Genomic DNA, 25,134 nt, shown 5'->3' on the forward strand with positions numbered 1-25,134 from the left:
ATCGACTCACCCCTGACCCTCCTGGTCACCCTCATCGCCATCGCCCTCATGGTCGCCGGCTGGTACGCCTGCCGCAAACGCATCCACGAAATCGCCGAAGCCCGCGAAGGCTTCACCGGCAAGTCCCCCGTCATCGCCAACCCGACGCCCATCAGATAAAGATCCGCAGCTTTACACACACCGGCCCGCCGAATAGCCAAAGAAAGCACATGACAACAGAGTCTCAGTCCATCTTGACCGCAACCGACATCCCTCCCCACCTTGGGCGGCCCCAGGAACAAGGGCTCCCGCAGACCGGCTGCGAGAGCGTCCCCGCAGGACCGCACCCGGTCCTGAAATCCGCCGGGCATGTGATCGTTGACTCGCTCGCGGCCCATGGCGTGGAACGCACTTATGTGGTTCCCGGTGAAAGCTTCCTTGACGTCCTGGACGGCCTGCATAGCTCCGATATTGAAACCATTGTCTGCCGGCACGAGGGCGGGGCGGCGTACATGGCAGAGGCTGACGGAAAAATGAACCAGCGGCCCGGGGTGGCGATGGTCACCCGGGGACCCGGCGCAGCCAACGCGCACGTGGGGCTGCACACCGCCTGGCAGGACTCGACGCCGATGCTGCTGTTCGTGGGCCTGATTCCGTTCGCGCACCGGGACCGCGAGGCGTTCCAGGAGTTCGACATCAAAGCCTGGTTCGATACCGGTGCCAAACGCGTCATGGTCCTTGACCACGCGGAGCGGGCATCCGAGATCGTGGCTGAGGCCATGTTTGCCGCCATGAGCGGCCGGCCGGGACCGGTGGTGGTGGGCCTGCCGGAGGACATCCTCCGGGACCTGATTGATCCGACGCTGCACCCGGCCATCCCGGTGGCGGGCGGCGGCATGAGCAGCAACGATGTCGAAGCACTGAAGGCTGCACTGGCTTTGTCCAACAAGCCGCTGTTCGTGACGGGCGGCAACGACTGGACCCAGTCCGCAGCTGATCAACTGACCGCCTGGCTGGAGCGGCACCAGATTCCCGCCGCCGCGGAATGGCGGACCCAGGGAACAGTTTCCTTTGACTCCCCGTCCTATGTGGGCCCCATCGGGTACGGCCGCCCGCGCCCCACCTACGACCTGCTGGAGGAAACCGACCTTCTCGTCTTTGTGGGCACTGTCCCGGGAGACGTGATTACGGACGGATTCGTCTGCCGGCAGGACTGGAGCAAGAAGAACTTCCTGGTCACCATTGATCCCTCACTGCGCGGCCGTTCGGGCCCTGTCTCGCGGCAGATCCTGGCGAAACCCGAGGCCTTCGTCCGCGACCTGGCCGGCATTGATCTTCAAGTGAAGGAGGAGTGGAAGGCGTGGACGGGCCGGATGAGGGCCGAGCAGGAGTCATTCGCTGCGCTCCCACCGTCCACTCCCGCTCCGGGCCCGGCCAGGATGGACACCCTGATGGCACACCTGGTCCCCCATCTGCCGGAGGATGCCCTGGTGACGTTCGGGGCGGGCGAGCACACCAACTGGGCCCACCGGTACTTCCCCACCCGCCGGTACGCCTCAATGATCAGCGCCCGGAACGGCTCCATGGGCTATTCCATCCCCTCGGCGGTCGCGGCGTCACTTGCTGAACCGCGGCGCCGCGTGGTCACGGTTGCCGGCGACGGGGAGTTCCTCATGAATGGCCAGGAACTCGCCACCGCCGCCCAGTACGGTGCCACACCGCTGATCATCGTCATGGACAACCAGGAGTACGGCACCATCCGCACCCACCAGGAGCGGCACTATCCCGAACGCGTGTCCGGTACCCAGTTGAAGAATCCGAACTTCGCCATGATGGCCACGGCCTTTGGCGGCTTCGGCATTACAGCTACCGAGGACAAGGACGTTCCCGCCGCCTTGGACGCGGCGTTGGCCGCCATCGACGAGGACGGCGTCTTCGCCCTCATCCACCTCGTGGTGGAACAGCGGGTCAAGGCCTACCAGGCCACCGCCTGACAGAAAACGGACGACGGCGGGACCTCCCGCCGTCGTCCCCCGGAGAACTTTTCTGATCCGGCTACCGGTAGACGCGCACCCAATCGACGATCATTTGGGTTTGGTTGGTGACGGTTCCGTCCGGGAACCAGTCGAGCTGGAGCGTCTGATGCATGCCCACGGTTGGCAGGTGGGACGGATTCGTGTCGATGTACCAGGGGACGCCGTCGATGTAGCCGGTGATTCCGGTCCGGGTCCACTCGACGGCGTAGTTGTGCCACTGGGTAAGGTCGATGGCCTTGGCCGCCCGTGTCTGATAGTTGGACCGGGTGCAGGCGTAATGCAGGCTGAACTTGATCACGTTGACGTTGCCCAGCGCCTCCGCGTAGTCAACCTCGGCGCAGTTCGGCGAATTATTGTCATTGGGCCACAGCAGCACCACCGGGTGGTACTCCACATCCCGCACAGTGGTTCTCATTCTGGTTTCCCAGCGGCCGTACTTCTGCTGTGCGAACTTGGCGGACATCCCGCCAGTGGTGCCATGGGCGTCGCCGGTGATGAAGGCCGCACCGTAGATAACTTTCACCGCCTTGGGGCTGCGGATCCCGTTGCCGTCATGGCCCACGCTGTCGTACACCTTCCACTTCAGCGGGTTGGGTGCCCCCAAATAGTTGAACTCGTCGCCGGCTACCACCGGGCCCCAGTTGCGCAATACTGCGGCCTGCACGTTCGGCACGACAGTTGCAGCGAGTGCCCCGTCCATCTTCCCCACGGAGAAGTCTCCGTTCAGGTTGACTGCCGCCACATTCAACGTAACGGCAGCGATGATCGCCGTTGCCAGCTTTCGCCTCCACAGCATGACCTCACCTCGGTTTGCAGCCCTCGCAGCGCCCCGCCCAACGCATCCTGTTCAGTACCCTGCGCACAGGGTACTGACGCCTTCTTGGGAAAACCTTGGGGTTTGGGGTGGTCCCGTGGCGCTTTCTCAGCCCGGCGCCCCGTCGTCGGGCGTGTGGCTCACCAGGCCGACGGTGTTTCCTTCACTGTCCCGGATGAACGCCATCCATTCGTCAGTACCCGCCGGGCCGAGCCGCGCATCATCGTGATGGAAGATCACGTGCGGCGCGCCGACCACCTCCACTCCCGCGGCCTCCAGTTCCGCCACGCGTGACCGCACATCCGGGACACCGAGGTAGATCACCGACGACGGCGCTCCCCGCTCCAGCAGGAGCCGGACGCCGTCGAGATCGAAGAACAGCAGTCCCGGCGGCTCGAAGACCGCCGCCGGAGCGGTGCCCAGCAGGGCGGAGTAGAACTCCGCCGCCCGGTCAAGGTCCTCGGCGTGCTGCGCGATCTGGATGAACTTCACCAGTACTCCTTCAAGCCGTGCCCATTGTTCTGCCTGACATCGTCACGGCATATTCGCGCCGGGGCAAGACCCGGTAAAAACGGATAGGCTCGGAAGCATGCCTTCCACGACAGACCCTTCCGGAACACGGGCGGTTCCGGCCCCGGCGGCCGCCGCAGCTGCGGCCGATTTCATCCTCATCCTGATCTTTGCCGCGATCGGCCGCGACGCCCACGCGCGGGGTGAATCAGTGACGGGAATCCTGGCCACGGCCTGGCCATTCCTGGCCGGCGCAGCCGTCGCCTGGCTGCTGCTGCAGGTGTGGCGGCGGCCCCTGGCGCTGTGGCCGGCCGGGGTGGCTGTCTGGCTCGGCACGGTGGCCATCGGAATGGCGCTGCGCGCGCTCACGGGACAAACCGTGGTCCTGCCGTTTGTGATCGTGGCCCTGCTGAGCCTGGCGGTTTTCCTCCTCGGCTACCGCCTCATCGTCGCCATAGTCCTCCGACTGCGTGCCCGCCGCCGCGCCTGACTCCAGCGGGGCAGCGCCGCAGCCGGCGGCCCGGCGCGTGGCCACCCAGGTACAGGTCCGCCCATGTATTAGGCTGGCAGCACAGCTCAACAGATCCGGAAGGGTTCACAGTGATCACCGCATTCGTCCTGATCAAGACAGACGCCTCGCGCATCCCCGAAACGGCCGAGGAAATATCCGCCATTGAGGGCATCAGCGAGGTCTACTCCGTGACCGGGGAATGGGACCTGATCGCTGTTGCACGCGTGGCCCAGCACGAAGACCTCGCGGACGTCATCGCCGACAAGCTGTCCAAGGTCCCCGCCGTCGTGCACACTACCACCCACATCGCTTTCCGCGCCTACTCACAGCATGACCTCGACGCCGCCTTCGCGCTGGGGTTCGAGGAATAGGGCACTTAAACGCAACAGAGGGGCCAGGCACCTGTGGGTGCCTGGCCCCTCTGACGTTAGTGCGTTGAGGCTGCCCGATGCCTTATGCCTGCGAGAGGCTGACCCACTTCTCGAGGACGGCAGCGGCTGCGCCTGAGCCAATGGATTCCGCAGCCCGGTCCAGGGCAAGCTTCATGCGGTCGGCGAGCGGACCGTCGGCCTGAAGGTCGTACGCCACCAGGCCGGCCGCCGCGTTCAGCAGGACAGCGTCCCGCACCGGGCCTGTTTCCCCGGCCAGGACATTGCGGACGACGGCGGCATTCGCCTGCGCGTCCCCGCCGCGAAGCTGCTCGACCGTCGCCTGACGGATCCCGAGGTCCTTTGGTGAGAACGTCTGTTCGGTCACTTCGCCGCCGCGGATCTCCCACACGGTTGACGGTCCGGTGGTGGTCAGTTCGTCGAGGCCGTCGCTTCCCCGGAACACCAGGCCGCGGCTGCCGCGGCGCGCCAGGACGCCTGCCACCAGCGGCGCCATGCGGGCGTTCGCCACACCTACTGCGGAGGCCTGCACCCTGGCGGGGTTGGTGAGGGGGCCCAGGAAGTTGAAGGCTGTGGGGATCGCGAGTTCACGCCTGGGAACCGCCGTGTGCCGGAATGACGGATGGAAGACCTGGGCGAAGCAGAAGGTGATGCCCGCTTCCTCGGCGTTCCGTGCAACGTCGGCGATGGGCAGGTCGAGCCGCACCCCCAGCGCTTCCAGGACGTCCGCCGATCCCGACGACGACGACGCCGCCCGGTTGCCGTGCTTAACGACCTTTGCGCCCGCTCCGGCACAGACCAGCGCCGCCATGGTGGAGATGTTCACAGTGTTGAGTTGGTCACCGCCGGTGCCCACGATGTCCAGTTTTTCACCGGAGATGGAGATCGGATTGGCATGGGACACCATGGCGTCAACGAGGCCGGCGATCTCCTCCACTGTCTCGCCCTTGGCGCGCAGCGCCACAAGGAAACCGGCGATCTGGACGGGTGTGGCGGCCCCCGACATGATGGTGTCCATGGCCCATGACGTACTGTCCGCGCTCAGGTGTTCGCCGTTCAACAGTGCCGAGATGAGGCGCGGCCAGGTGTTGCCTGCCGCCGGTGCCGATACCTGTGAAGTCACCTCCTGATGCTATCGAGGTGCCCGTCGCAAAGACCAATGTGAACGTCCCCGGGAACTTTTCAGCGCGATTTCGCGTCTTTGTAGAAAAAGTCTCCGCAAAAGGCGGTTTGCGTTGGGCAAGCCGAAGTTTTACAGACATAATGTCTATGTGACATCTGCGACCCATGCCCCCAGTACCCCCGCGCACCCCACGCTGAACCGCCCGAATATGGTCTCCGTCGGGACCGTCGTCTGGCTCTCCAGTGAGTTGATGTTCTTCGCCGGCCTCTTCGCCATGTACTTCACACTCCGGTCCACTTCCGGCCAGATGTGGGCGGAAGAGACGGCCAAGCTCAACTTCCCCTTTGCGCTCGTTAACACCATCGTCCTCGTGGCAAGTTCCTTCACTTGCCAGATGGGCGTTTTCGCCGCCGAAAGGCTCCAGCCGCGACGCAGCGGCGGGCCGCTCCAGTTCACGCGCTGGGGCATGAACGAATGGTTCACCCTGACCTTCCTCATGGGCGCATTCTTCGTTGCCGGCCAGACCACGGAATACGCCATGCTGGTCTCTGAGCACGTGTCGCTGTCCTCCAACGCCTATGGCTCTGCCTTCTACATGACCACCGGCTTCCACGGCCTGCACGTCATCGGCGGCCTGGTCGCATTCCTGCTCATCATGGGCCGCTCCTTCGCCGCAAAGAAGTTCGGTCACTTCGAGGCGACCTCGGCGATTGTCACCTCTTACTACTGGCACTTCGTGGACGTCGTGTGGATTGGCCTCTTCCTGGTCATCTACGTCCTCAAGTAGTCCAGATTTTTCTCCCTCTTCTCCAAGAGAACGAATTTCAAGAAGCGGCTCACGGAGCCGACGCACGATCGAATAAAGGAACCACCACGTGAAGGCACTCTCGCAGAAGCGACGTCACCCACTGGCAGCAATAGCCCTGCTGTTGATGGGCCTCCTCCTCACTGGTGGGCTGTACGCCGTTGCCACCACCGTCAACGAGGCCAAAGCCAGCACTGCAGAGTTCACCGCCAGCGATACACAGGAAGGCCAGAAGCTCTTCGAAGCCAACTGCGCCACCTGCCATGGCATGGGTGCCAGCGGAACGCAGGATGGTCCCTCACTGGTTGGCGTCGGCGCCGCCGCTGTTGACTTCCAGGTCGGCACCGGACGCATGCCCATGCAGATGAACGGCCCCCAGGCCTACAAGAAGCCGGCCCAGTTCAACGACACCCAGACCCACCAGCTGGCTGCATATGTAGCTTCGCTGGGTGCAGGTCCGGCTATCCCGGCCGAGGAATACCTGGATGAGAAGGGCAACGCCGCCGAAGGTGGCGAGCTGTTCCGTGTGAACTGCGCCATGTGCCACAACGCCGCAGCAGCCGGCGGTGCACTCACCCGAGGCAAGTTTGCCCCGGCCCTGGCCGACGTCACGGGCAAGCACATCTACGAAGCAATGGCGACCGGACCGCAGAACATGCCGGTGTTCAACGACTCGAACATCACCCCTGAAGGCAAGCGCAACATCATCACCTTCCTGAAGCAGATTGAGGCCAACGGTTCCCCGGGCGGCGCAGACCTGGGTGCACTTGGTCCTGTTTCTGAGGGCCTGTTCGTCTGGATCGCCGGCCTGGGCGTCATCATCGCCTTCACCATCTGGCTGACGTCCCGATCGTCATAGCCACACCAGGCACAACAAGAACGTCCTGCTGATTGCACAGCAGGTTTGGAACTGAACATAACTCGGCAAAGGCCGAGACGAGAGAAGGATGAGGCGAATCATGGGCAACCATAGTGACGGCAGTCCGAACCACTCGGGCACCGTAGCTACGGCTGGTCAGCATGAGGTGGAGAAATTCCAGGATCCTGGAATTCCCCCGCACCGCTTGCGCCTGGCTGACACGGACCCGAAGGCCGCCAAGCGGGCAGAACGGCAGGTTGCTGCTCTGTTCGCAACCTCAGTCATTGGCACCGTGGTCTTCCTGGTGGCGTACTTCGCCATCGACCTGGGAGACGACTCCAGCATTGCCACCATCCGGCTGCAGAATGCGCTGCTCGGCATTGGTACAGCGTTCGCCATGCTTGGCATCGGCACCGGTATCGTGCACTGGGCCAAAGCCCTGATGCCGGACCACGAAGTCTCCGAGGAACGCCACGCGATCCGCACTGAGGACGACCGTCAGGCTGCGGTCCGCATCGTTGACGACATCGTCGAGGAAACGGGCATCAAGCGCCGTCCCCTCATCCGGAACACCCTGCTTGGCGCAGTGGCACTGGCTCCCCTGCCGGCCATCGCCATCTTCGGTGACCTCGGACCGCGCCCGGACGACAAGCTGGCGCACACCATGTGGGCCCCGCAGGACGGCAAGCTCAAGCGCCTCACCCGCGACCCCGATGGAACCCCCATCAAGGCCTCGGATGTCACCATCGGTTCCGCCTTCCACGTCATTCCGGAGGGCCTCAACGAACTGCACGAAGGCAAGCTGAACGAAAAGGCCAAGGCCGTCGTTCTGCTGATGCGCCTCGACCCGGGCTCGCTGAACCCCTCCGCGGGACGCGAAAACTGGGGCTACAACGGCATCGTTGCCTACTCCAAGATCTGCACCCATGTCGGTTGCCCTGTTGCCCTCTACGAGCAGCAGACGCACCACCTGCTGTGCCCGTGCCACCAGTCAACCTTCGACCTGACCCAGGAATGCAAGGTTATCTTCGGCCCGGCCAGCCGCCCGCTCCCCCAGCTGCCCATCGCAGTTGACGATGAGGGCTACCTGGTCGCCACCAGCGACTTCAAAGAACCTGTAGGACCAAGTTACTGGGAGCGTGATGAGCATGAGCGCAGCATCAAGAGCTGAAGCCCCCGCCTACGTAGCCAACACCAAAGTCGGACGTTTCACTGACTTCGTCGACGAGCGCGTCGGCGGGTCGGGGATCCTCCGCGAATTCGGCCGCAAGGTATTCCCGGACCACTGGTCCTTCATGTTTGGCGAGGTGGCGCTGTACTCCTTCGTCATCCTCCTCATGTCCGGCACGTTCCTGACGTTCTTCTTCGATCCGTCGATGGCGGAGACGCACTACGCCGGCTCCTACACGCCGCTGAAGAACGTCGAAATGTCCGTGGCCTACAGCTCCTCGCTGGACATCTCCTTCGACGTCCGCGGTGGCCTGTTCATGCGCCAGGTCCACCACTGGGCAGCGCTGCTGTTCGTGGCCTCCGTCGCAGTGCACATGCTCCGTGTGTTCTTCACCGGCGCGTTCCGCAAGCCCCGCGAGATGAACTGGGTGGTGGGCGGTGTCCTGCTGATCCTGGCCATGGCTGCCGGCTTCACCGGTTACTCCCTCCCCGATGACCTGCTGTCCGGCAACGGCCTGCGCATCATCGACGGCGTGATCAAGTCGATCCCCGTGATTGGCACTTACATCTCGTTCTTCCTGTTCGGTGGAGAGTTCCCCGGAACGGTCATCATCAGCCGCCTCTACACGCTGCACATCCTGCTCGTGCCGGCACTGATCCTGCTCATGATCGTCGTTCACCTCTTCATGGTTGTTGTCCACAAGCACACCCAGTACCCCGGCCCGGGCCGCAACGACCGCAACGTCGTTGGCTACCCGCTTGGCCCGGTCTACGCTGCGAAGGCCGGTGGCTTCTTCTTCATCGTGTTCGGTGTCATCGCGCTCATGGCTGCGTTCTTCACCATCAACCCGATCTGGAACTACGGCCCGTACGACCCCTCCCCCGTATCCGCAGGCACCCAGCCTGACTGGTACATCGGCTGGGTTGACGGCGCCCTGCGCCTGATGCCCGGTGTGGTCAGCGGTTTCCACTTCGAATACATCATCTTCGGCCACGTGCTGACGCTGAACGTCCTGCTTCCGGCGCTCGTTCCTGCAGGCCTCGTGTTCACCGTGCTGTTCACCTACCCGTGGATCGAACGCTGGATCACCAAGGACAACCGCGAGCACCACGTCCTGGACCGTCCCCGCAACGCTCCCACGCGTACGGCGATCGGCATGGCCGGCTTCACGTTCTACTGCGTCATGTGGGCCGCGGCCAGCTCCGACCTCATTGCAACGCACTTCCACGTGGCACTGAACGACGTCACGTACTGGCTGCGTGCACTGTTCTTCATCGGGCCGGTCATCGCTTTCGTCGTCACCAAGCGCGTGGCCCTGGCCCTGCAGCGCAAGGACCGCGAAATCGCCCTCCATGGCCGCGAGACCGGGCGCATCGTCCGCCTCCCGCACGGCGAGTTCATTGAGGTGCACGCTCCCCTCGACGAGTACAAGCGCTACAAGCTTGTTGGCTTCGAGTCGCTCGCACCGCTGCCCGCCGAGCCGAACGAGCACGGTGTGGTGACCCGCAAGGAAAACCGCCGCGCCAAGCTGTCCCGCTGGTTCTTCGAGGACCGGGTTGCTCCGGCAACCCCCGCCGAGCTGGAAGCCGGCCACGGCCACCACGAGGCCGTTGAAGCCGGCGAGGGACAGAAGACCCTGAGCCACTAAAAAGGCAGCACCGCTTCACCCACGAAGCACACAGAGAAGGCCCGGTCCACCAGGACCGGGCCTTCTCTGTATCCCCGAACAGAAGCCTTGGACGCTGGCCGCAGCCGGCAGGCTACTGCTGCCGGTATCCCGACGCGTAGTTGCGCGTGGGCCGGACTCCGGGACGCTGCAGCGGCACCCAGAGCTTGTACCGGTCGGCGCGGTAGTAGGACACGGAATAGTCCACCATCGCCCTGGCAACAAAGGCATGCCGCTGGATCTTCAGCAGCGGCGCGCCGATTTCAACGTTGAGCAGCCGGGCGGTGGAGGGCGACGCGGCCGTGGCCTCAATCATGTCCTCGCCCCATTCCATGACCAGGCCGAACTGTTCGCTCAGGACGTTGTAGAGCGAGGTGGGCGGCTCGCCGTCGAGCAGCCCCGGCACCCGGTGGGCCGGGATGAAGTTCTCATCCACGCTCATTGGCTCGTTATCGGCCAGCAGGAGACGGCGGAAGCGCACCAGAGGTGTTCCCTCCTCCAGCTGCAGTTCGCGGGCCAGGAAGGCGCTGGCTGCGATCTGCTCGAAGCTCAGCACCTTCGCTGCCGGGACCATGCCGCGGCGCTGCATCTCCTCGCTGTAGGAGGTCAGCTTGACCTGCAGGTCCAGCTTCGGTTTCCGGACGAACGTGCCCAGGCCGACTACCCGTTCGATGACCTCCTCCCCCACCAGGGCGTCGATGGCCTGGCGGACGGTCATCCGGGCAAGGCCGAAACGTTCGGCGAGGTCCCGTTCGGACGGTAGCGCCGAACCCGGCGGGCAGGACGTCGCGATGTAGGTCCTGAGGATCTCACGGAGCTGGACGTAGATCGGCGTCCCGCTGGTTCTATCGATTTCACCGGCTATGCCGGCCACGTTAGCCGCCACGGCGGCCGCTCCTGTATTGCATGCTCACAGTTCAAGGGTAAGCCAACGCGGACACAGGTCTAGACCAGACCCGTCCCCGGCAGATTGGCGGCACAGGGGCCGATATTCTTAGAGACGAACAAAATGGAAAGACGACGGCGGCTTCCCCCCAATGTGCCATCCCGTCCAAGACGAAGGAGTCCAGTTGCCCGTTCGTAAGGCAATCGTTTCTGCGGCCATCGGCCTGCACGCCAGACCGGCAGCGGTGTTCGTCCGCGCGGTCACGGAGACAGGGTTACCGGTGACCATCCGCAAAGACGGCATTGACGCCGTAGATGCCCGCTCCCTGCTCGAGGTCATGACTGCCGACTTCAACTACGGCTGCGAGGTTGAGCTGGCGGTCAAGGAATCAGCCCTGCCTGCGGGCAAGAGCCTGGGTGAGGCCGAAGCGGCCCTCTCCGGTCTCGTAGAGCTGCTCGCGTCACAGAAGGCCAGCTAGTACCGGGTTAAACACAAGAAGAACGACGGCGGGCCCCACCAAAATGGTGGGGCCCGCCGTCGTTCTATGGAACAGAAACGCTAGTGTGCGTGGTCTCCGCGGCTGTACTCGTAGACCCAGCCCACGAGGGCCACCAGCGCCATGCCGCCGGCGATGAACACGATCCAGAAACCTACGGCCAGGCCGAGGAATCCTGCGGCGCAGGACAGGCCCAGGACCAACGGCCACCAGCTCCAGGGGCTGAAGTGGCCCTGCTCGCCGGCGCCTTCGTGGATTTCGGCGTCAGCGCGGTCCTCGGGACGCATGCCCACGCGCTTGCCGGTGAAGCCGAGGTAGGCACCGATCATGCCCGCGAGGCCACCCACCAGGAGGATGCCCAGGATGCCGACCCACTCAGACCAGTTGGTGAGGAAGCCGTAGATGATGGAAACCGGAACGAAGAAGAAGACTCCTGCTCCAAAAATCCATGACTCGATTCTCATTGCGCTGTGTCCTTCTGATCGGCGTTGCCGAGCACGCTTGCTGCAGGTGCCGGCGACTCAACGGTGTGTGACTGGGAGAGCTCAGGGTGGTGCAGGTCCAGAGCCGGACGCTCCGAGCGGATGCGCGGCAGGGACGTGAAGTTGTGCCGCGGCGGCGGGCAGGACGTGGCCCACTCCAGCGAGGCACCGAAGCCCCAGGGATCGTCAACCTGAACCTTCTCGGCGTTGCGTGCGGTGATGTACACGTTCCAGAAGAACGGGATCAGGGACGCACCCAGGACGAACGAGGCAATGGTGGAGAACTGGTTCATCCAGGTGAAGTTGTCCTCGACCAAGTAGTCGGCGTAGCGGCGGGGCATGCCCTCGACGCCGAGCCAGTGCTGGATCAGGAAGGTGCCGTGGAAGCCCAGGAACAGGAGCCAGAAGTGGATCTTGCCGAGGCGTTCGTTGAGCATCTTGCCCGTCCACTTCGGCCACCAGAAGTAGAAGCCGGCGAACATCGCGAACACCACGGTGCCGAACACCACGTAGTGGAAGTGGGCCACCACGAAGTAGGAGTCGGAGACGTGGAAGTCCAGCGGCGGGGAGGCCAGGATGATACCGGTCAAGCCGCCGAAGAGGAAGGTGATGAGGAAGCCGATGCTCCACAGCATGGGCGTTTCGAACGTCAGCGAACCGCGCCACATGGTGCCGATCCAGTTGAAGAACTTCACACCGGTGGGGACTGCGATGAGCATGGTCATGAAGGAGAAGAACGGCAGCAGCACGGAGCCGGTGACGTACATGTGGTGCGCCCACACGGTTACGGACAGGGCAGCAATGGCGATGGTCGCGTAGACCAGGCCCTTGTAGCCGAAGATCGGCTTGCGGCTGAAGACCGGGAAGATCTCGGACACGATGCCAAAGAACGGCAGCGCGATGATGTACACCTCGGGGTGGCCGAAGAACCAGAACAGGTGCTGCCACAGGACGGCGCCGCCGTTCTCCGGGTCGAAGATGTGGGCGCCGAAGCGGCGGTCCGCACCGAGGGCGAAGAGTGCTGCGGCCAGCGGCGGGAACGCCATCAGGACCAGGATGGCCGTGACCAGCGTGTTCCAGGTGAAGATCGGCATGCGCCACATGGTCATGCCGGGGGCGCGCATGCAGATGATGGTGGTGATGAAGTTGACCGCACCCAGGATGGTGCCGAAGCCGGACAGTGCCAGGCCGAAGACCCACAGGTCACCGCCGACGCCGGGGCTGAAGGTGGTGTTCGAAAGCGGCGCGTAGGCGAACCAGCCGAAGGATGCAGCACCCTGCGGGGTGATGAAGCCGGAAACGGCGATGGTGGAGCCGAACAGGAAGAACCAGAAGGCCAGCGCGTTCAGTCGGGGGAACGCGACGTCCGGCGCACCGATCTGCAGCGGCATGATCACGTTCGCAAAGCCGGCAAACAGCGGGGTGGCAAACATCAGCAGCATGACAGTGCCGTGCATGGTGAACAGCTGGTTGTACTGCTCCTTGGTCTGCAGGATCTGCATACCCGGTTCGAAGAGCTCGGCGCGGATGAGCAGGGCCATCACGCCGCCGAAGCAGAAGAACACGAAGGACGCGATCAGGTACATGTACCCGATGGTCTTGTGGTCCGTGGAGGTGATCCAGTTGACGACGATGCGCCCCTTGGATTTGGGAACTACGGGAGCCTCAAGGATCCCGGGGGTCTGGGTGTAAGTAGCCACTTCGCTTCCCTTACTTCGTTGCGTTCAGGTTCGGGTTGCGGTCGTACTCGTCACCAAGCAGGCCCGTGTTGCCGTCCTGGCGAAGCTGGTTCATGTGAGCCTGGAATTCAGACTCGGAAACAACCTTGACGCGGAACAGCATCTCGGAGTGGTACTCACCGCAGAGCTCGGCGCACTTGCCGTCGTAGGTGCCCTCTTTGGTGGGGGTGAACCGGATGTAGTTGGTCTTGCCAGGGATCATGTCCCTCTTCTGCAGGAACGCCGGAACCCAGAAGGAGTGAATCACGTCGCGCGAGTTCAGTTCCAGGTCAACGGACTTGTTGACGGGCAGGTACAGGGTGGGGAGCTTGTCCTTGTTGATCGCCTCACCCGTCAGGTGCGCCTGGACGCCCGCTTCGTGGAGGTCCTCGGTGACGACGTCACCCTTTTTGTAGTTGAAGTCCCATGCCCACTGCTTGCCGCGGACGTCCACTACGACGTCGGCCGGCTGCGAGCGGTCATCGATCGCCTGCTGGTCACGGTCGGTGAAGTAGAAGAACACCAGGACCATGAACAGCGGGATCGTCAGGTAGAAGACCTCAAGGGGCAGGTTGAAGCTGGTCTGCCGCGGGAAGCCCACAGTGCCCTTGCGGCGGCGGTAGGCAACGAGGCACCAGACGATCAGGCCCCAAGTGATGATGCCCACCACGAGGGCGGCAATCCATGAGTTGACCCAGAGGTCCATGATGCGGTCAGTGTGATTGGTGGTGCCACGCTCAGTGGGCAGCCACCCCTTCTCTACCTCTGGCGAACATCCAGTCAAAACCAACGCGCCGGCAGTTGCCAAGCCAGTGATCGTAGTGATCGTTTTGCGTCGGCTGCCGGTTCGGTTCTGCGAACTCACAGACGGCCCTTCCTACTTGTTGCTGTTGCCAGGGCGGCAAAAAGCTTCCCGGGCACACTAAAAGTTTTACTACTCGGTGTAGAGCTTACCGCTCCCCGCAGGTTTTCGCCCACATGTCCCCACCGTGTGGCGGCGCCGGTTTTCACCGGCGCCGCCAAGAGGTTCACGAAGGGCTTACTTACCCTTTAGTGGAACGAATCACCGCAGGCGCATGAGCCGCCCGCATTCGGGTTGTCGATGGTGAAGCCCTGCTTGGAGATGGTGTCTTCAAAGTCGATGCTGGCACCGCTGAGGTAAGGCACGCTCATCTTGTCGACGACGACCTCGACGCCGTCGTAGTCGCGTACCGCGTCACCTTCAAGGAGGCGCTCGTCGAAGTACAGCTGGTAAATGAGGCCGGAGCAGCCACCCGGCTGCACGGCTACCCGGAGGCGAAGATCGGTGCGGCCCTCCTGCTCCAGGAGGCTCCGGACCTTGCCTGCTGCAACGTCCGTCAGCTGAACTTCGTGGCTCGCCAGTTCCTCACTGGCCGTGCCGGTGGTTTCGGTGCTGTTTTCATTGGTCGTTGTGCTCATTGGCCTACCTTACTAACGACGGTTGTGGCTGCCCCGCTTGCACGGTGCCTACCCCTACGGAAACAGTACGGGCTATAACTACATGCTACGTCGATCCGGCGCGGAGCTCTAACTTCAGGCGTAACCCTCCCAGGCCCTTCGTTGTTCCCTCCGCGGCCTGTTAGCGGAGCCCCTCTGAATTCAGCCGCGCCAAAAGCAGGGCCTCGGCAACCACCGCGTTGCGGAAGTCCCCGAGGTGCAGCGACTCGTTGGCGGAGTGGGCGCGCGAATCAGGGTCCTCCACGCCCGTCACCAGGATCTGGACCTCGGGGTACAGCTCGGTCAGGTCGCTGATGAACGGAATCGAACCGCCAATCCCCATTTCCACGGCCGGAACGCCCCAGGCCTCGCCGAGCGCCCACATAGCGATGCCGGCAGCCGCCGAACCCGTGTCCGTCTGGAAGGCGTTGCCGCTCTCCCCCGGCGTAAAGGTCACCTTGGCGCCGAACGGCGCGCGGGTTTCAACGTGCCGGCGCACCGCTTCCATGGCTTCCGCCGGGTCCTGTCCGGGGGCCAGCCGCAGGCTGAACTTGGCCCGGGCGCGGGGCAGCAGGGTGTTGGAGGCCACGCTGACGGACGGCGCATCGAAGCCGATGATCGACAGCGCCGGCTTGGTCCACAGCCGCGAGGCGATGGTCCCCGTGCCTGCCAGCTTCACGCCGTCGAGCACGGACGAATCTGCCCGGTACTCCTCCTCGGTAAGGTCCACGGCGGTTTCGTCCCGGCCCACCAGCCCAGCGATGGCCACGCTGCCATCGTCATCGTGCAGTGTGGCGATCAGGCGCGAGAGCAGGGTAGGTGCATCGAGCACCGGGCCGCCGAACATTCCCGAATGCACGGCATGGTCGAGGACCTGCACCTCGATGGTTCCGTCGACCAGTCCGCGCAGGCTGGTGGTCAGCGCCGGCACGCCTACTTTCCAATTGCTGGAATCGGCCACCACGATGACGTCGGCACGGAGCAGTTCGCGGTGGGTTTCGAGGAACGTCCTGAAGGTCGGCGAACCGGCTTCCTCCTCCCCTTCGAAGAACAGGGTGACGCCCAGCCCGAATTCATCACCGAGCACCCGGGTGACGGCGCCGTAGGCGGCAACGTGGGCCATGATCCCGGCCTTGTCGTCGGCCGCGCCACGCCCGTAGAGGCGCCCGTTGCGTTCGACGGCGGTAAACGGCTCGGACTCCCACAGCGCCGGATCGCCGGGCGGCTGGACGTCGTGGTGGGCGTATAGAAGAATGGTCGGCTTGCCGGGCGCGGCCTCGCGGCGTGCCACGACGGCGGGCCCGCCGGGGGCGCCGTCTTCCTTGTCGCACCGCAGGATCCGGACGTCCCCGATGCCCGCCGCGCGCACCAGGCTGGCGACGGCTTCGGCACTGGCGTCCAGCGGGGCGGGGTCAAAGCTGGGCCAGGCGATGCCGGGTATGGCCACCAGGTCCTTCAGCTGGGCAACTGTGGTGTCGAAGGCCGCATCAACGGCCGCCCGCAGGGCGTCGCTGTCGACGCCGGCCGCTGTCCCCTCAAACTGCTGGGCGTCGTACTCTTGCGGGGTCGCCGCAGGGAATGTAGTCATGGCCAAACACTACCTGTGTCACACGCCACAACAAACATCGCCGGCGGCGGACTCCGGCTGCCCCGGCATGGCGTTCCGCGGGCAGCCGGGCATGACCGGGGGCACAGCCCGCCAAGGTATTCTGTTGTGGTGTTCGGACGTAAAAAGGAAGCGCCAGCGGCGCAGGATGTAGTTGACCAGCAGGCTGCCGAGGCAGCCGCAATAGCGGGCAAAGGCGCGCCCACGCCCAAGCGCAAAGCACAGGAAGCAGCCCGCAAGCGCCCCCTGGTGCCAGAGGACCGCAAGGCCTCCAAGGAAGCGGAACGTGCCGCCGCCCAGGAGCAGCGCCTGAAGATGCGCCAGGCAATGGATACCGGCGACGAACGGTTCCTGCCGATCCGCGACAAGGGTCCGCAGAAGCGGTTTGCCCGTGATTACGTGGACGCCCGCTTCAGCCTGGGCGAGTACCTGATGTTCGGCGCCCTGGTGTTCGTCATCATCTCGCTCGTCGTGCCGTCCAACAGCAGCATGATGATTTACGTGCTGGGCGGCTTCTGGGTGATGTTCCTGGCTGTTTTCGTGGACGTGTTCATCCTCTCCCGCAAACTCCGCAAGCGCCTCGCCGAAAAGTTCGGCGAAGTTGAGCGCGGCACGGTCTGGTACGGCTCCATGCGTTCGCTGCAATTCCGCAAGCTTCGCCTGCCCAAGCCCCTCGTCCGCCGCGGGCAGTACCCGTCCTGATTCCTCGTCTTCCTCCTGCGGCCCAGCCTGTCAGGAGTCGGTCCCGGACCTGAACAGAGCAGCCCGGCGGTGTAACCGCCGGGCTGCTGTGTTTAACGCGCGTACCGCGCTTTCCGCCGTTTAATGGGCTTTCCGGCGGTTCCTGTCCAGTTCCTTATTGATCCGGGCGGCCCAGAACGGTCCCTCGTACAGGAAGGCGGTGTAGCCCTGTACCAGGGTGGCGCCCGCGTCCAGTCGGTCCTGGACGTCCTGGCCGGTCTCCACGCCGCCCACGGAAATCAGCGTAAGCCTGTCCTGCGTGACCGACTTCAGCCGGCGCAGCACCTCCAGTGAACGGCTCTTCAGCGGAGCACCCGACAGGCCGCCGGCACCGCAGGCCGCCACCTTTTCCGTTGCAGAATCGAGCCCCTCGCGGCTGATTGTGGTGTTCGTGGCAATGATGCCGTCCAGGCCGAGGTCCATGGCCAGCCGGGCGACGTCGTCGATGTCCTCGTCGGTGAGGTCAGGGGCGATCTTGACCAGCAGCGGGACGTGACGGCCTGCTGACTTGTCTGCTTCCTCCCCCACTGCCTTCAGCAGCGGCCGGAGGGTTTCCACATTCTGCAGGAGCCGGAGCCCGGGCGTGTTCGGCGAGCTGACATTCACCACGAGGTAGTCCGCTGCCGGGGCGAGGCCGCGGGCACTGATGAGGTAGTCCTCCACGGCGTCCTCAAGCTCCACGACTTTGGTTTTGCCGATATTGACGCCGATCACGGGCCGCACCTTGGCATGGCGCCGCTGCAGCGCGGCCCGGGCGGACTTCAGCCGCGGAGCCACGGCAGACGCCCCATCATTGTTGAATCCCATCCGGTTGATGACGGCCCGGTCCTCAACCAGCCGGAACAGCCGGGGCTTTTCGTTGCCGGGCTGCGCCTGGCCGGTGATGGTGCCCACCTCAACATGCCCGAATCCAAGCTCCGTCAGGGCCTCGATCCCGTGGCCCTCCTTGTCGAAGCCGGCGGCCAGCCCAAACGGCGACGGGAAGGTCAGGCCTAGCGCGTTCGTCTGCAGGGACGCCGGCGGTGCCGTGAACCGTTCCAGCAGCCGGCCCGCTCCCACGGAATGGACCAGCCGGATTCCCTTGAAACCGATCTTGTGGGCGCGTTCGGCGTCCATCCATGAAAAGGCCAGCCTGAAAAATGTGGGGTATACGCGCATGCCTCTAGTTTTCCGTCTTCGGCGTTACAGACCAAACCGGGCTGACACAACACCACCCGGGCCCGGACTGGAAAGCCTACGCTGTTGCCATGGAGTGGCAGAGCGACATCCTGGGGCCGGGCTTCGAGTACCGCGCCTTCGAGGCCGCGGGCGAAGACGGCGTCCGCCGCAGGGCGACGCTGGTCCGCTTCACTCCCCCGGATGCCTCCGAGGTCCGTTCTGCCGGGCCGCGCCGGGCAGTGCTCTTCCTGCATGGCTGGAGCGACTACTTCTTCAACGTTGAGCTGGCGCGGTTCTGGGAAGGGCGGGGCTTCGAGTTCTTTGCCCTGGACATGCACAACCATGGCCGCAGCCTGCAGCCGGGCACGCACGGCGGCTACGTCGCGGATCTGGGAAATTACGACGCCGAGATCGGCACCGCGGTGGGCATGATCGGCGGGTCCGGCGGGGCAGGACCCGTGCAGCTCGCGCTCATGGGACATTCTACGGGCGGCCTCGTGGCAGCCCTGTGGGCCAGCCGCAATCCCGGCGTGGTTTCCCAGCTGGTCCTGAACAGTCCGTGGCTCGAAATGCATGGCAGTGCACTGGTCCGGCGCGCGGCCTGGACCATGGTGGAGCCGATCGCCCGCCTGCGGCCCGAGGCCGTGCTCAGGCTGCCGGAACGCGGTTTCTACTGGCGGAGCATCAGCAGTTCCGCGGAAGGCGAGTGGACCCTGGACCCTGCCTACCGGCCGCCCCTGGCCTTTCCGGTGCGCGCCGCCTGGCTCAGTGCCATCCTGGCCGGGCAGGCCAAAGTGGCCCGCGGACTGGGCATCGGGGTTCCCATCTTGGTCCTTCTGTCGGCAGCGAGTGAAAACGGGATGGTGTGGAACGAGGAAATGCGCCGAACGGACGCTGTGCTGGACGTCAACACCATTGCCGCCCGTGCCATGTCGCTGGGCAGGAGCGTCACCGTGGAGCGCATCGACGGCGCCCTCCACGATGTGTTCCTTTCCCGCGCCGACGTGCGGGCCGACGCCTACGCGCGCCTTGCCAGGTGGGTCAGGGGTTACGCCGCCTAAGCCGGGTGCGGGGTAGCCAGAACCTACAGGGCCCGGCGTTAAAGGGCCTGGGCGGCGTCCACCGCCCCGCCGTACCGGCGGTCCCGCTGCGCATAGATCTCCACCGCATCCCAGAGGGTCCGGCGGTCGACGTCGGGCCACAGCGTGTCCAGGAAGACGAACTCCGCGTACGCCGACTGCCACAGCATGAAGTTGGACAGGCGCTGTTCACCGGAACTGCGGAGGAAGAGGTCGACGTCGGGAAGGTCCGGCTCGTCGAGGTACTTTTGGATCGTCTTCTCGGTGATGGCCCCGGGCTTGAGCCTTCCGTCGGCTACATCCCGGGCAATGGCGGACACAGCGTCCGCTATTTCCGCCCGGCCGCCGTAGTTCACGCACATGGTCAGCGTGCAGGTGCTGTTCCCGGCGGTGTATGCCTCCGCCTCCTCGAGTTCGCGGATCACGGAACCCCAGAGCCGGGGACGCCGGCCGGACCAGCGGATCCGGACGCCCCAGTCGTCGAGCTGGTTGCGCTGCCTGCGCAGCACCTCTTTGTTGAACCCCATCAGGAAGCGGACTTCCTCGGGAGACCTGCGCCAGTTCTCCGTGGAGAAGGCGTACACGCTGATGTATTCGATGCCGAGTTCAATGGCCCCGGCCACGACGTCGAGCAGGGCGGGCTCCCCCGCCTTATGGCCTTCGATCCGCGGCAGGCCGCGCTGGTTGGCCCACCTGCCGTTGCCGTCCATCACAATGGCCACGTGCCGGGGCACGAACTCGGCCGGAATCGACGGCGGAACCGCGCCCGAGGGGTGCGGGTACGGGGCCACCACCGGAGCGGTGCGCCGCCGGGCAGGACTGGTCTTCTTTCCCAAGGACACTGTTAGGTACGCTCCACATGTTTGAGGGATTTCAGGACACGTTCCAGGTGCCACTGCAAATAGCTTGCCACCAGCCCCGCGGATTCCCGGCGGTTGAGCGGAAGGGAGGCGTCCGCCGTCGGCCAGTCCCCGGTGAGCAGCGCACCCAGCAGGGAGACCGTCTCCGGCGCCGGTGCCGGAGAGCCCGGCGGGCGGCAGTCGCCGCAGACCATGCCGCCCAGCGGGGCAGAAAAGGCGGTGTGCGGTCCGGTCGCGCCGCAGCGCGCGCAGTCGGTGAAGCTGGGCGCCCAGCCGCCGGTTGAAAGGGCCCGCAGCAGGTAGGAATCCAGGATCAGCTCCGGTGCGTGGTCCCCGCGGCTTAGCGAGGCCAGGGCGCCGACCAGAAGGTTGTACTGCGCGGATCCGGCTTCACCGTCGACGTCGGTAAGCTTTTCGGCGGTCTCGGTCATGGCAGCTGCCACCGTGTACCGCCCGTAGTCGGCGGCGATGTTGCCTCCGTACGCCCCTTTCGCGACGGCCTGCGTCACGATGTCGAGGGTCTTGCCGGACACCAACTGCAGGTCTGCCACCATGAACGGTTCGAGGCGGGCGCCAAAGCGGCTGGTGGTCCGCCGGACCCCTTTGGCCACCGCCCTGACCTGGCCGTGGTGCTTGGTCAGGAGGGTGATGATGCGGTCCGCTTCGCCCAGCTTGTGGGTGCGCAACACCACGGCGTCGTCGCGGTAGCTGCGCGCTGCAAATGATTGGACCACGCTTAATCTTCCCATTGACTCCGTGAAAACAGCTCAGCCGCCGAAACAGCTGCGCCGCCGGTGCGGACCGGCGGCGCAGCTGTCAGGAAGCTCAGGCCTGGGCGTCCCGGATGGCCCGGTTCACGGCGGAGATGACTGCCTTCAGCGCCGACGTGCTGGTGTTTGCATCGATGCCGACGCCCCACAGGACACGTTCTCCCACGGCGGCTTCGACGTAGGCCGCGGCGAGGGCACTGCCGCCTTCCGACAGGGCGTGCTCGCTGTAGTCCAGCACCCGCACGTCCACACCGTCCTGGCCGAGGATGTCCAGCAGCGCGGCGATGGGGCCGTTGCCGGTGCCGGTGCGGCTGACGTGGGTGCCGTCCACGCCCAGCGAGGCGTGCAGGGTCATGGACCCGTCCTCGTCGGTTTCGGTTTTCACAGAGCCCAGCGAGTAACGGCCCCACTGGTTTTCCGCCTTGGCGGAGGGCAGGTACTCGTCCTGGAACAGCTGCCACAGCTGGGCGCCGCTGACCTCGCCGCCCACGGTGTCCGTTTGCCGCTGGATGACGCCGGAGAATTCGATCTGCGCCCGCCGCGGCAGGTCCAGGCTGTGCTCGTTCTTCAGCAGGTACGCCACGCCACCCTTGCCGGACTGGGAGTTGACGCGGATCACGGCTTCGTAGCTGCGGCCGAGGTCTTTCGGGTCCACGGGCAGGTAGGGAACCTGCCAGGTGACGTCGCTGACGTCCTTGCCCGCGGCCGCCGCATCCTTCTCCAGGGCTTCGAGGCCCTTCTTGATGGCGTCCTGGTGGGACCCGGAGAACGCGGTAAAGACGAGGTCGCCGCCGTACGGTGCACGCTCCGCCACGGGCAGCTGGTTGCAGTACTCCACGGTGCGCCGGACGTCGTCGATGTCGGAGAAGTCGATCATCGGGTCAATGCCCTGCACGAACATGTTCAGGCCGAGGGTCACCAGGTCCACGTTGCCGGTGCGCTCACCGTTGCCGAACAGGCAGCCCTCGATGCGGTCGGCACCGGCCTGGTAGCCCAGCTCGGCCGCGGCCACACCGGTACCGCGGTCATTGTGCGGGTGCAGGGAGAGGATGATGCCTTCGCGGGGGTGCAGGTGGCGGCTCATCCACTCGATGGAGTCCGCGTAGACGTTTGGAGTGGCCATTTCCACGGTGGCGGGCAGGTTGATAATCACCTGGCGGTCGGCGGATGCCTCGAAGACGTCGGCGACGGCATTGCAGACGCGGACCGCGTACTCCAGCTCGGTGCCGGTGAAGGACTCGGGCGAGTACTCGTAGGTGATGTGCGTGTCGCCCAGCGTTTCTTCGTACTTCTTGCACAGTCGGGCGCCCTGCAGCGCGATGTCCAGGATGCCGTCCTCGTCCTGGTTGAATACCACGCGGCGCTGCAGGACGGACGTGGAGTTGTACAGGTGCACGATGGCCTGCTTGGCACCCACCAGGGACTCGTAGGTCCGCTCGATGAGGTGTTCGCGGGCCTGGGTCAGCACCTGGATTGTGACGTCATCCGGGATGTGGTTGCCCTCAATCAGCTGGCGGACGAAGTCGAAGTCCGTCTGGGACGCGGAGGGAAAACCAACTTCGATTTCCTTGTAGCCCATCCGGACCAGCAGGTCGAACATCTTCATCTTGCGCGCCGGGCTCATGGGGTCGATCAGTGCCTGGTTGCCGTCCCGCAGGTCCACTGCGCACCAGCGCGGGGCCGTGGTGATGACCTTGTCCGGCCAGGTACGGTCCGGCAGATCGACCTTGATCTGGTCCTGGAAGGGGATGTAGCGGTGGACCGGCATTCCCGAGGGCTTCTGTGCGTTTCGCATTAATCTGGCCTTTTCTGTGATTCTGAGTGAAAGGGTGGCCGGGCAACGCAAACTCCGCGACGAGGGTGGGCCTTGCGCTAGATCGCGTCTGAGGCCTCGCCGCGGCAGCTAAGAAGAAGGAGCTCTGCACGCACCATTTCACAGTAACACGGGTGCGTAAGATGAAGGGGCAACACCTCCAGTAACGTCCACCATGCAGACGCTGCACCGGTGAGAGCGCCGGCCGCAGCCCGTCATCGAAGGAGCTCCTGTGCCAATTTCGGGGATCGCCCTGTCAAACATCGACCGCAGCGTGAGGCCGCAGGACGACCTCTACCAGCATGTGAACGGCGCCTGGCTCAAGGACACCACCATCCCCGACGACCGTCCGCTGGAAGGCACGTTCACGGCCCTTCGCGACGGCTCCGAGCTCGCGGTCAAGGAAATTATCGAGGAAGCCGCCGCCAAGGGATCCGAGGCCAGCGGCATCGAACGGAAGATCGGCGATCTCTACAGCAGCTTCATGGACGAGGCAGCTGTCGAGGCCAAGGGCCTGGACCCCATCCGCGGACGCCTGGCCGAGGTCTTCGCCACGGCCAGCATTTCCGATCTGCTGGCACTGGCCGGCCGGCTCTTCCGTGCTGATGTTTCGGGGCTCTTCTACATTTACCCGGCACCCGACGCCGGCAACCCCGACCGCGTTCTGCTGTACACGGGACAGGGCGGCCTCGGGCTCCCCGACGAGTCCTATTACCGCGAAGAGAAATTCGCCCCGGTGGTGCAGTCCTACCGGGAGTACGTGGGCACCATGTTCGGCCTGGCCGGCGTCGGGGATCCCGAAAACGCCGCGGCCCGGGTGGTGGCACTGGAGACCGCCCTGGCCTCGCACCACTGGGACAACGTCACGCTCCGCGACCCGCAGAAAACCTACAACCTGAAGTCTGCGGACGAGGCACGCGAGCTCTTCCCCCTGCTGGACACGTGGTTCGAGGCCGCGGACATCGCCGCGGACAAGCGGCAGGAGATCGTGGTCAGCACCCCCGACTTCTTTGCCGGCGCCGCCGCACTGCTGGCCTCGGAGTCGCTGCCGGTGTGGCAGGAATGGCTTGCCCTGCGGGTCATCAATTCGGCGGCCCCTTACCTGTCTTCCTCCTTTGTGGATACGAACTTTGCCTTCTACGGCACTACCATCAGCGGCACGCCGCGGAACAAGGACCGCTGGAAGCGGGCCGTCGCCGTCGTCGAGGCAGCACTGGGCGAGGCCGTGGGCCAGATCTATGTGGCCAAGCATTTCCCGGAGGGCCACAAGGCCCGCATGCAGACGCTCGTGGGCAACCTGATTGAGGCCTACCGGCACAGCATTAGCGCCCTGGAATGGATGGGCGAGGACACCAAGGCCGAGGCGCTCCGGAAACTGGGGGCTTTCCGGGCAAAGATCGGCTTCCCCGACGAGTGGATCGACTACTCGGCCGTGGTGATCGACCCCGCAGACCTGCTGGGGAACGTCGAGCGGGCCCACAATGCCGACGTCGACCGGCACCTGGACGAGGTGGGCAAGCCGGTGGACCACAACAAGTGGCTCATGACGCCGCAGACCGTCAACGCGTACTACCACCCGATGCTGAACGAGGTCGTCTTCCCGGCCGCCATCCTGCAGCCGCCGTTCTTCACCGCCGACGCGGACGATGCCGTGAACTACGGCGGCATCGGGGCCGTGATCGGACACGAGATCGGCCACGGCTTCGATGACCAGGGCTCACAGTTCGACGGCACGGGCGAGCTGCGCAACTGGTGGACAGAGGCTGACCGCAAGGCCTTCGAAGCCCTGACCGGACGCCTCGTGGACCAGTTCGACGCGCTGTCCCCCTACGCCGCGCCCGGGCACAACGTCAACGGCAAGCTCACCCTGGGCGAAAACATCGGCGACCTTGGCGGATTGACCATTGCGCACAAGGCATATCGTCTCAGCCTCGACGGCCAGGAACCGCCAGTGCTCGACGGGCTGACGGGTGAACAGCGCTTCTTCGCCTCCTGGGCCGCCGGCTGGCGCCAGGTGATCCGCAGCGAGGAGGCCATCCGGCGCCTTGCCACGGACCCGCACTCCCCCAACGAGTTCCGCACCAACGCCATTGCCAAGAACCTCGATTCCTTCCACGCCGCGTTCGGCGTCACGGAGGAGGACGGCATGTGGATGCCTCCGGCGGAGCGCGTCAGCATCTGGTGAACCCCAAAATGCCGGGCCG

24 protein-coding genes are annotated in these 25,134 nt (G+C 64.9%); 11 read left to right on the forward strand and 13 right to left on the reverse strand.

The features are described 5' to 3' along the window. The first annotated feature begins 209 nt into the window (after positions 1–209). Positions 210–1,973, forward strand: a complete 1,764-nt coding sequence (locus tag AC57BR_RS14870) for a thiamine pyrophosphate-dependent enzyme (RefSeq protein WP_496361879.1) — start codon at positions 210–212, stop codon at positions 1,971–1,973. A gap of 61 nt (positions 1,974–2,034) precedes the next feature. Here the strand turns inward: AC57BR_RS14870 and AC57BR_RS14875 are convergent, their stop codons facing one another. Together AC57BR_RS14875 and AC57BR_RS14880 are read right to left on the reverse strand one after the other, a co-directional pair. Beyond that, positions 2,035–2,811 (reverse strand): glycoside hydrolase family 16 protein, encoded by a 777-nt coding sequence (locus tag AC57BR_RS14875; protein ID WP_496361881.1) that lies wholly within the window; start codon positions 2,809–2,811, stop codon positions 2,035–2,037. Positions 2,812–2,937: 126 nt separating this feature from the next. After that, on the reverse strand, positions 2,938–3,321 hold the full coding sequence (locus tag AC57BR_RS14880) for a VOC family protein (RefSeq protein ID WP_496361883.1): 384 nt from the start codon (positions 3,319–3,321) through the stop codon (positions 2,938–2,940). Positions 3,322–3,418: 97 nt separating this feature from the next. Here AC57BR_RS14880 and AC57BR_RS14885 point away from each other — a divergent pair, with 97 nt between their 5' ends. Both AC57BR_RS14885 and AC57BR_RS14890 read left to right on the forward strand, forming a co-directional pair. Next, complete coding sequence (locus AC57BR_RS14885) at positions 3,419–3,829, forward strand: DUF3054 domain-containing protein (RefSeq protein WP_496361885.1); 411 nt, start codon at positions 3,419–3,421, stop codon at positions 3,827–3,829. Positions 3,830–3,939: 110 nt separating this feature from the next. Then, a complete protein-coding gene (locus tag AC57BR_RS14890; RefSeq protein WP_003800871.1) occupies positions 3,940–4,221 on the forward strand; it encodes an Lrp/AsnC family transcriptional regulator in 282 nt (93 codons plus the stop codon). An 82-nt stretch (positions 4,222–4,303) separates the two neighbouring features. Here the strand turns inward: AC57BR_RS14890 and trpD are convergent, their stop codons facing one another. Continuing rightward, positions 4,304–5,362, reverse strand: coding sequence for an anthranilate phosphoribosyltransferase (gene trpD / locus AC57BR_RS14895; protein ID WP_496361888.1), 1,059 nt, complete (start codon positions 5,360–5,362; stop codon positions 4,304–4,306). Between the two features lie 148 nt (positions 5,363–5,510). On the opposite strand from trpD, the gene ctaE reads away from it, so the two are divergent. The 4 genes from ctaE (at position 5,511) to qcrB (ending at position 9,845) form a co-directional block, all read left to right on the forward strand. Beyond that, on the forward strand, positions 5,511–6,149 hold the full coding sequence (ctaE, locus tag AC57BR_RS14900; protein WP_217491537.1) for an aa3-type cytochrome oxidase subunit III: 639 nt from the start codon (positions 5,511–5,513) through the stop codon (positions 6,147–6,149). An 88-nt stretch (positions 6,150–6,237) separates the two neighbouring features. Then, a complete protein-coding gene (qcrC, locus tag AC57BR_RS14905) occupies positions 6,238–7,026 on the forward strand; it encodes a cytochrome bc1 complex diheme cytochrome c subunit (RefSeq protein WP_496361890.1) in 789 nt (262 codons plus the stop codon). Positions 7,027–7,126: 100 nt separating this feature from the next. Beyond that, positions 7,127–8,197, forward strand: coding sequence for a cytochrome bc1 complex Rieske iron-sulfur subunit (gene qcrA, locus AC57BR_RS14910; protein ID WP_496361892.1), 1,071 nt, complete (start codon positions 7,127–7,129; stop codon positions 8,195–8,197). Further along, a complete protein-coding gene (gene qcrB, locus AC57BR_RS14915; protein WP_496361894.1) occupies positions 8,175–9,845 on the forward strand; it encodes a cytochrome bc1 complex cytochrome b subunit in 1,671 nt (556 codons plus the stop codon). The genes qcrA and qcrB overlap by 23 nt, the downstream gene beginning before the upstream one ends. Positions 9,846–9,957: 112 nt before the next feature. Here the strand turns inward: qcrB and AC57BR_RS14920 are convergent, their stop codons facing one another. Further along, positions 9,958–10,749 (reverse strand): GntR family transcriptional regulator, encoded by a 792-nt coding sequence (locus AC57BR_RS14920; RefSeq protein WP_003800861.1) that lies wholly within the window; start codon positions 10,747–10,749, stop codon positions 9,958–9,960. A gap of 184 nt (positions 10,750–10,933) precedes the next feature. Between AC57BR_RS14920 and AC57BR_RS14925 the strand changes: the two genes are divergently transcribed. After that, positions 10,934–11,227 carry an HPr family phosphocarrier protein gene (locus AC57BR_RS14925; RefSeq protein WP_496361896.1) on the forward strand — a complete coding sequence of 98 codons (294 nt, stop codon included), beginning with the start codon at positions 10,934–10,936 and terminating at the stop codon, positions 11,225–11,227. 80 nt (positions 11,228–11,307) lie between these two features. On the opposite strand, the gene AC57BR_RS14930 is transcribed toward AC57BR_RS14925, so the two are convergent. From AC57BR_RS14930 to AC57BR_RS14950, 5 genes are all read right to left on the reverse strand, one after another. Continuing rightward, positions 11,308–11,709, reverse strand: a complete 402-nt coding sequence (locus AC57BR_RS14930) for a cytochrome c oxidase subunit 4 (protein WP_102974540.1) — start codon at positions 11,707–11,709, stop codon at positions 11,308–11,310. Next, a complete protein-coding gene (gene ctaD, locus AC57BR_RS14935; RefSeq protein WP_496361899.1) occupies positions 11,706–13,427 on the reverse strand; it encodes an aa3-type cytochrome oxidase subunit I in 1,722 nt (573 codons plus the stop codon). Before ctaD ends, AC57BR_RS14930 begins: the two co-directional genes overlap by 4 nt. A gap of 10 nt (positions 13,428–13,437) precedes the next feature. Further along, on the reverse strand, positions 13,438–14,310 hold the full coding sequence (gene ctaC / locus AC57BR_RS14940; protein WP_331569378.1) for an aa3-type cytochrome oxidase subunit II: 873 nt from the start codon (positions 14,308–14,310) through the stop codon (positions 13,438–13,440). A gap of 185 nt (positions 14,311–14,495) precedes the next feature. Continuing rightward, positions 14,496–14,885 (reverse strand): HesB/IscA family protein, encoded by a 390-nt coding sequence (locus AC57BR_RS14945; RefSeq protein WP_496361901.1) that lies wholly within the window; start codon positions 14,883–14,885, stop codon positions 14,496–14,498. A gap of 160 nt (positions 14,886–15,045) precedes the next feature. Further along, positions 15,046–16,491: a dipeptidase gene (locus AC57BR_RS14950; RefSeq protein WP_496361903.1), complete on the reverse strand. Its 1,446-nt coding sequence runs from the start codon at positions 16,489–16,491 to the stop codon at positions 15,046–15,048. A gap of 129 nt (positions 16,492–16,620) precedes the next feature. Here AC57BR_RS14950 and AC57BR_RS14955 point away from each other — a divergent pair, with 129 nt between their 5' ends. Beyond that, positions 16,621–17,211 (forward strand): DUF3043 domain-containing protein, encoded by a 591-nt coding sequence (locus AC57BR_RS14955; RefSeq protein ID WP_496362319.1) that lies wholly within the window; start codon positions 16,621–16,623, stop codon positions 17,209–17,211. Between the two features lie 120 nt (positions 17,212–17,331). Here AC57BR_RS14955 and AC57BR_RS14960 read toward each other — a convergent pair whose 3' ends face one another. Continuing rightward, positions 17,332–18,408 (reverse strand): quinone-dependent dihydroorotate dehydrogenase, encoded by a 1,077-nt coding sequence (locus AC57BR_RS14960; RefSeq protein WP_496361905.1) that lies wholly within the window; start codon positions 18,406–18,408, stop codon positions 17,332–17,334. Positions 18,409–18,497: 89 nt separating this feature from the next. Between AC57BR_RS14960 and AC57BR_RS14965 the strand changes: the two genes are divergently transcribed. After that, positions 18,498–19,469 (forward strand): alpha/beta hydrolase, encoded by a 972-nt coding sequence (locus tag AC57BR_RS14965; RefSeq protein ID WP_496361907.1) that lies wholly within the window; start codon positions 18,498–18,500, stop codon positions 19,467–19,469. A 38-nt stretch (positions 19,470–19,507) separates the two neighbouring features. Here AC57BR_RS14965 and AC57BR_RS14970 read toward each other — a convergent pair whose 3' ends face one another. From AC57BR_RS14970 to leuA, 3 genes are all read right to left on the reverse strand, one after another. Beyond that, positions 19,508–20,329 (reverse strand): isoprenyl transferase, encoded by an 822-nt coding sequence (locus AC57BR_RS14970; RefSeq protein ID WP_496361909.1) that lies wholly within the window; start codon positions 20,327–20,329, stop codon positions 19,508–19,510. A gap of 2 nt (positions 20,330–20,331) precedes the next feature. Then, a complete protein-coding gene (gene recO, locus AC57BR_RS14975) occupies positions 20,332–21,096 on the reverse strand; it encodes a DNA repair protein RecO (protein WP_496361911.1) in 765 nt (254 codons plus the stop codon). 76 nt (positions 21,097–21,172) lie between these two features. Beyond that, positions 21,173–22,912 (reverse strand): 2-isopropylmalate synthase, encoded by a 1,740-nt coding sequence (gene leuA, locus AC57BR_RS14980; protein WP_496361913.1) that lies wholly within the window; start codon positions 22,910–22,912, stop codon positions 21,173–21,175. A 250-nt stretch (positions 22,913–23,162) separates the two neighbouring features. Between leuA and AC57BR_RS14985 the strand changes: the two genes are divergently transcribed. Then, positions 23,163–25,115, forward strand: coding sequence for a M13 family metallopeptidase (locus AC57BR_RS14985; protein WP_496361915.1), 1,953 nt, complete (start codon positions 23,163–23,165; stop codon positions 25,113–25,115). The last annotated feature ends 19 nt before the right edge of the window (positions 25,116–25,134 follow it).

This window comes from Arthrobacter sp. BGA-UO-ETr-C19 (genome assembly GCF_059568005.1).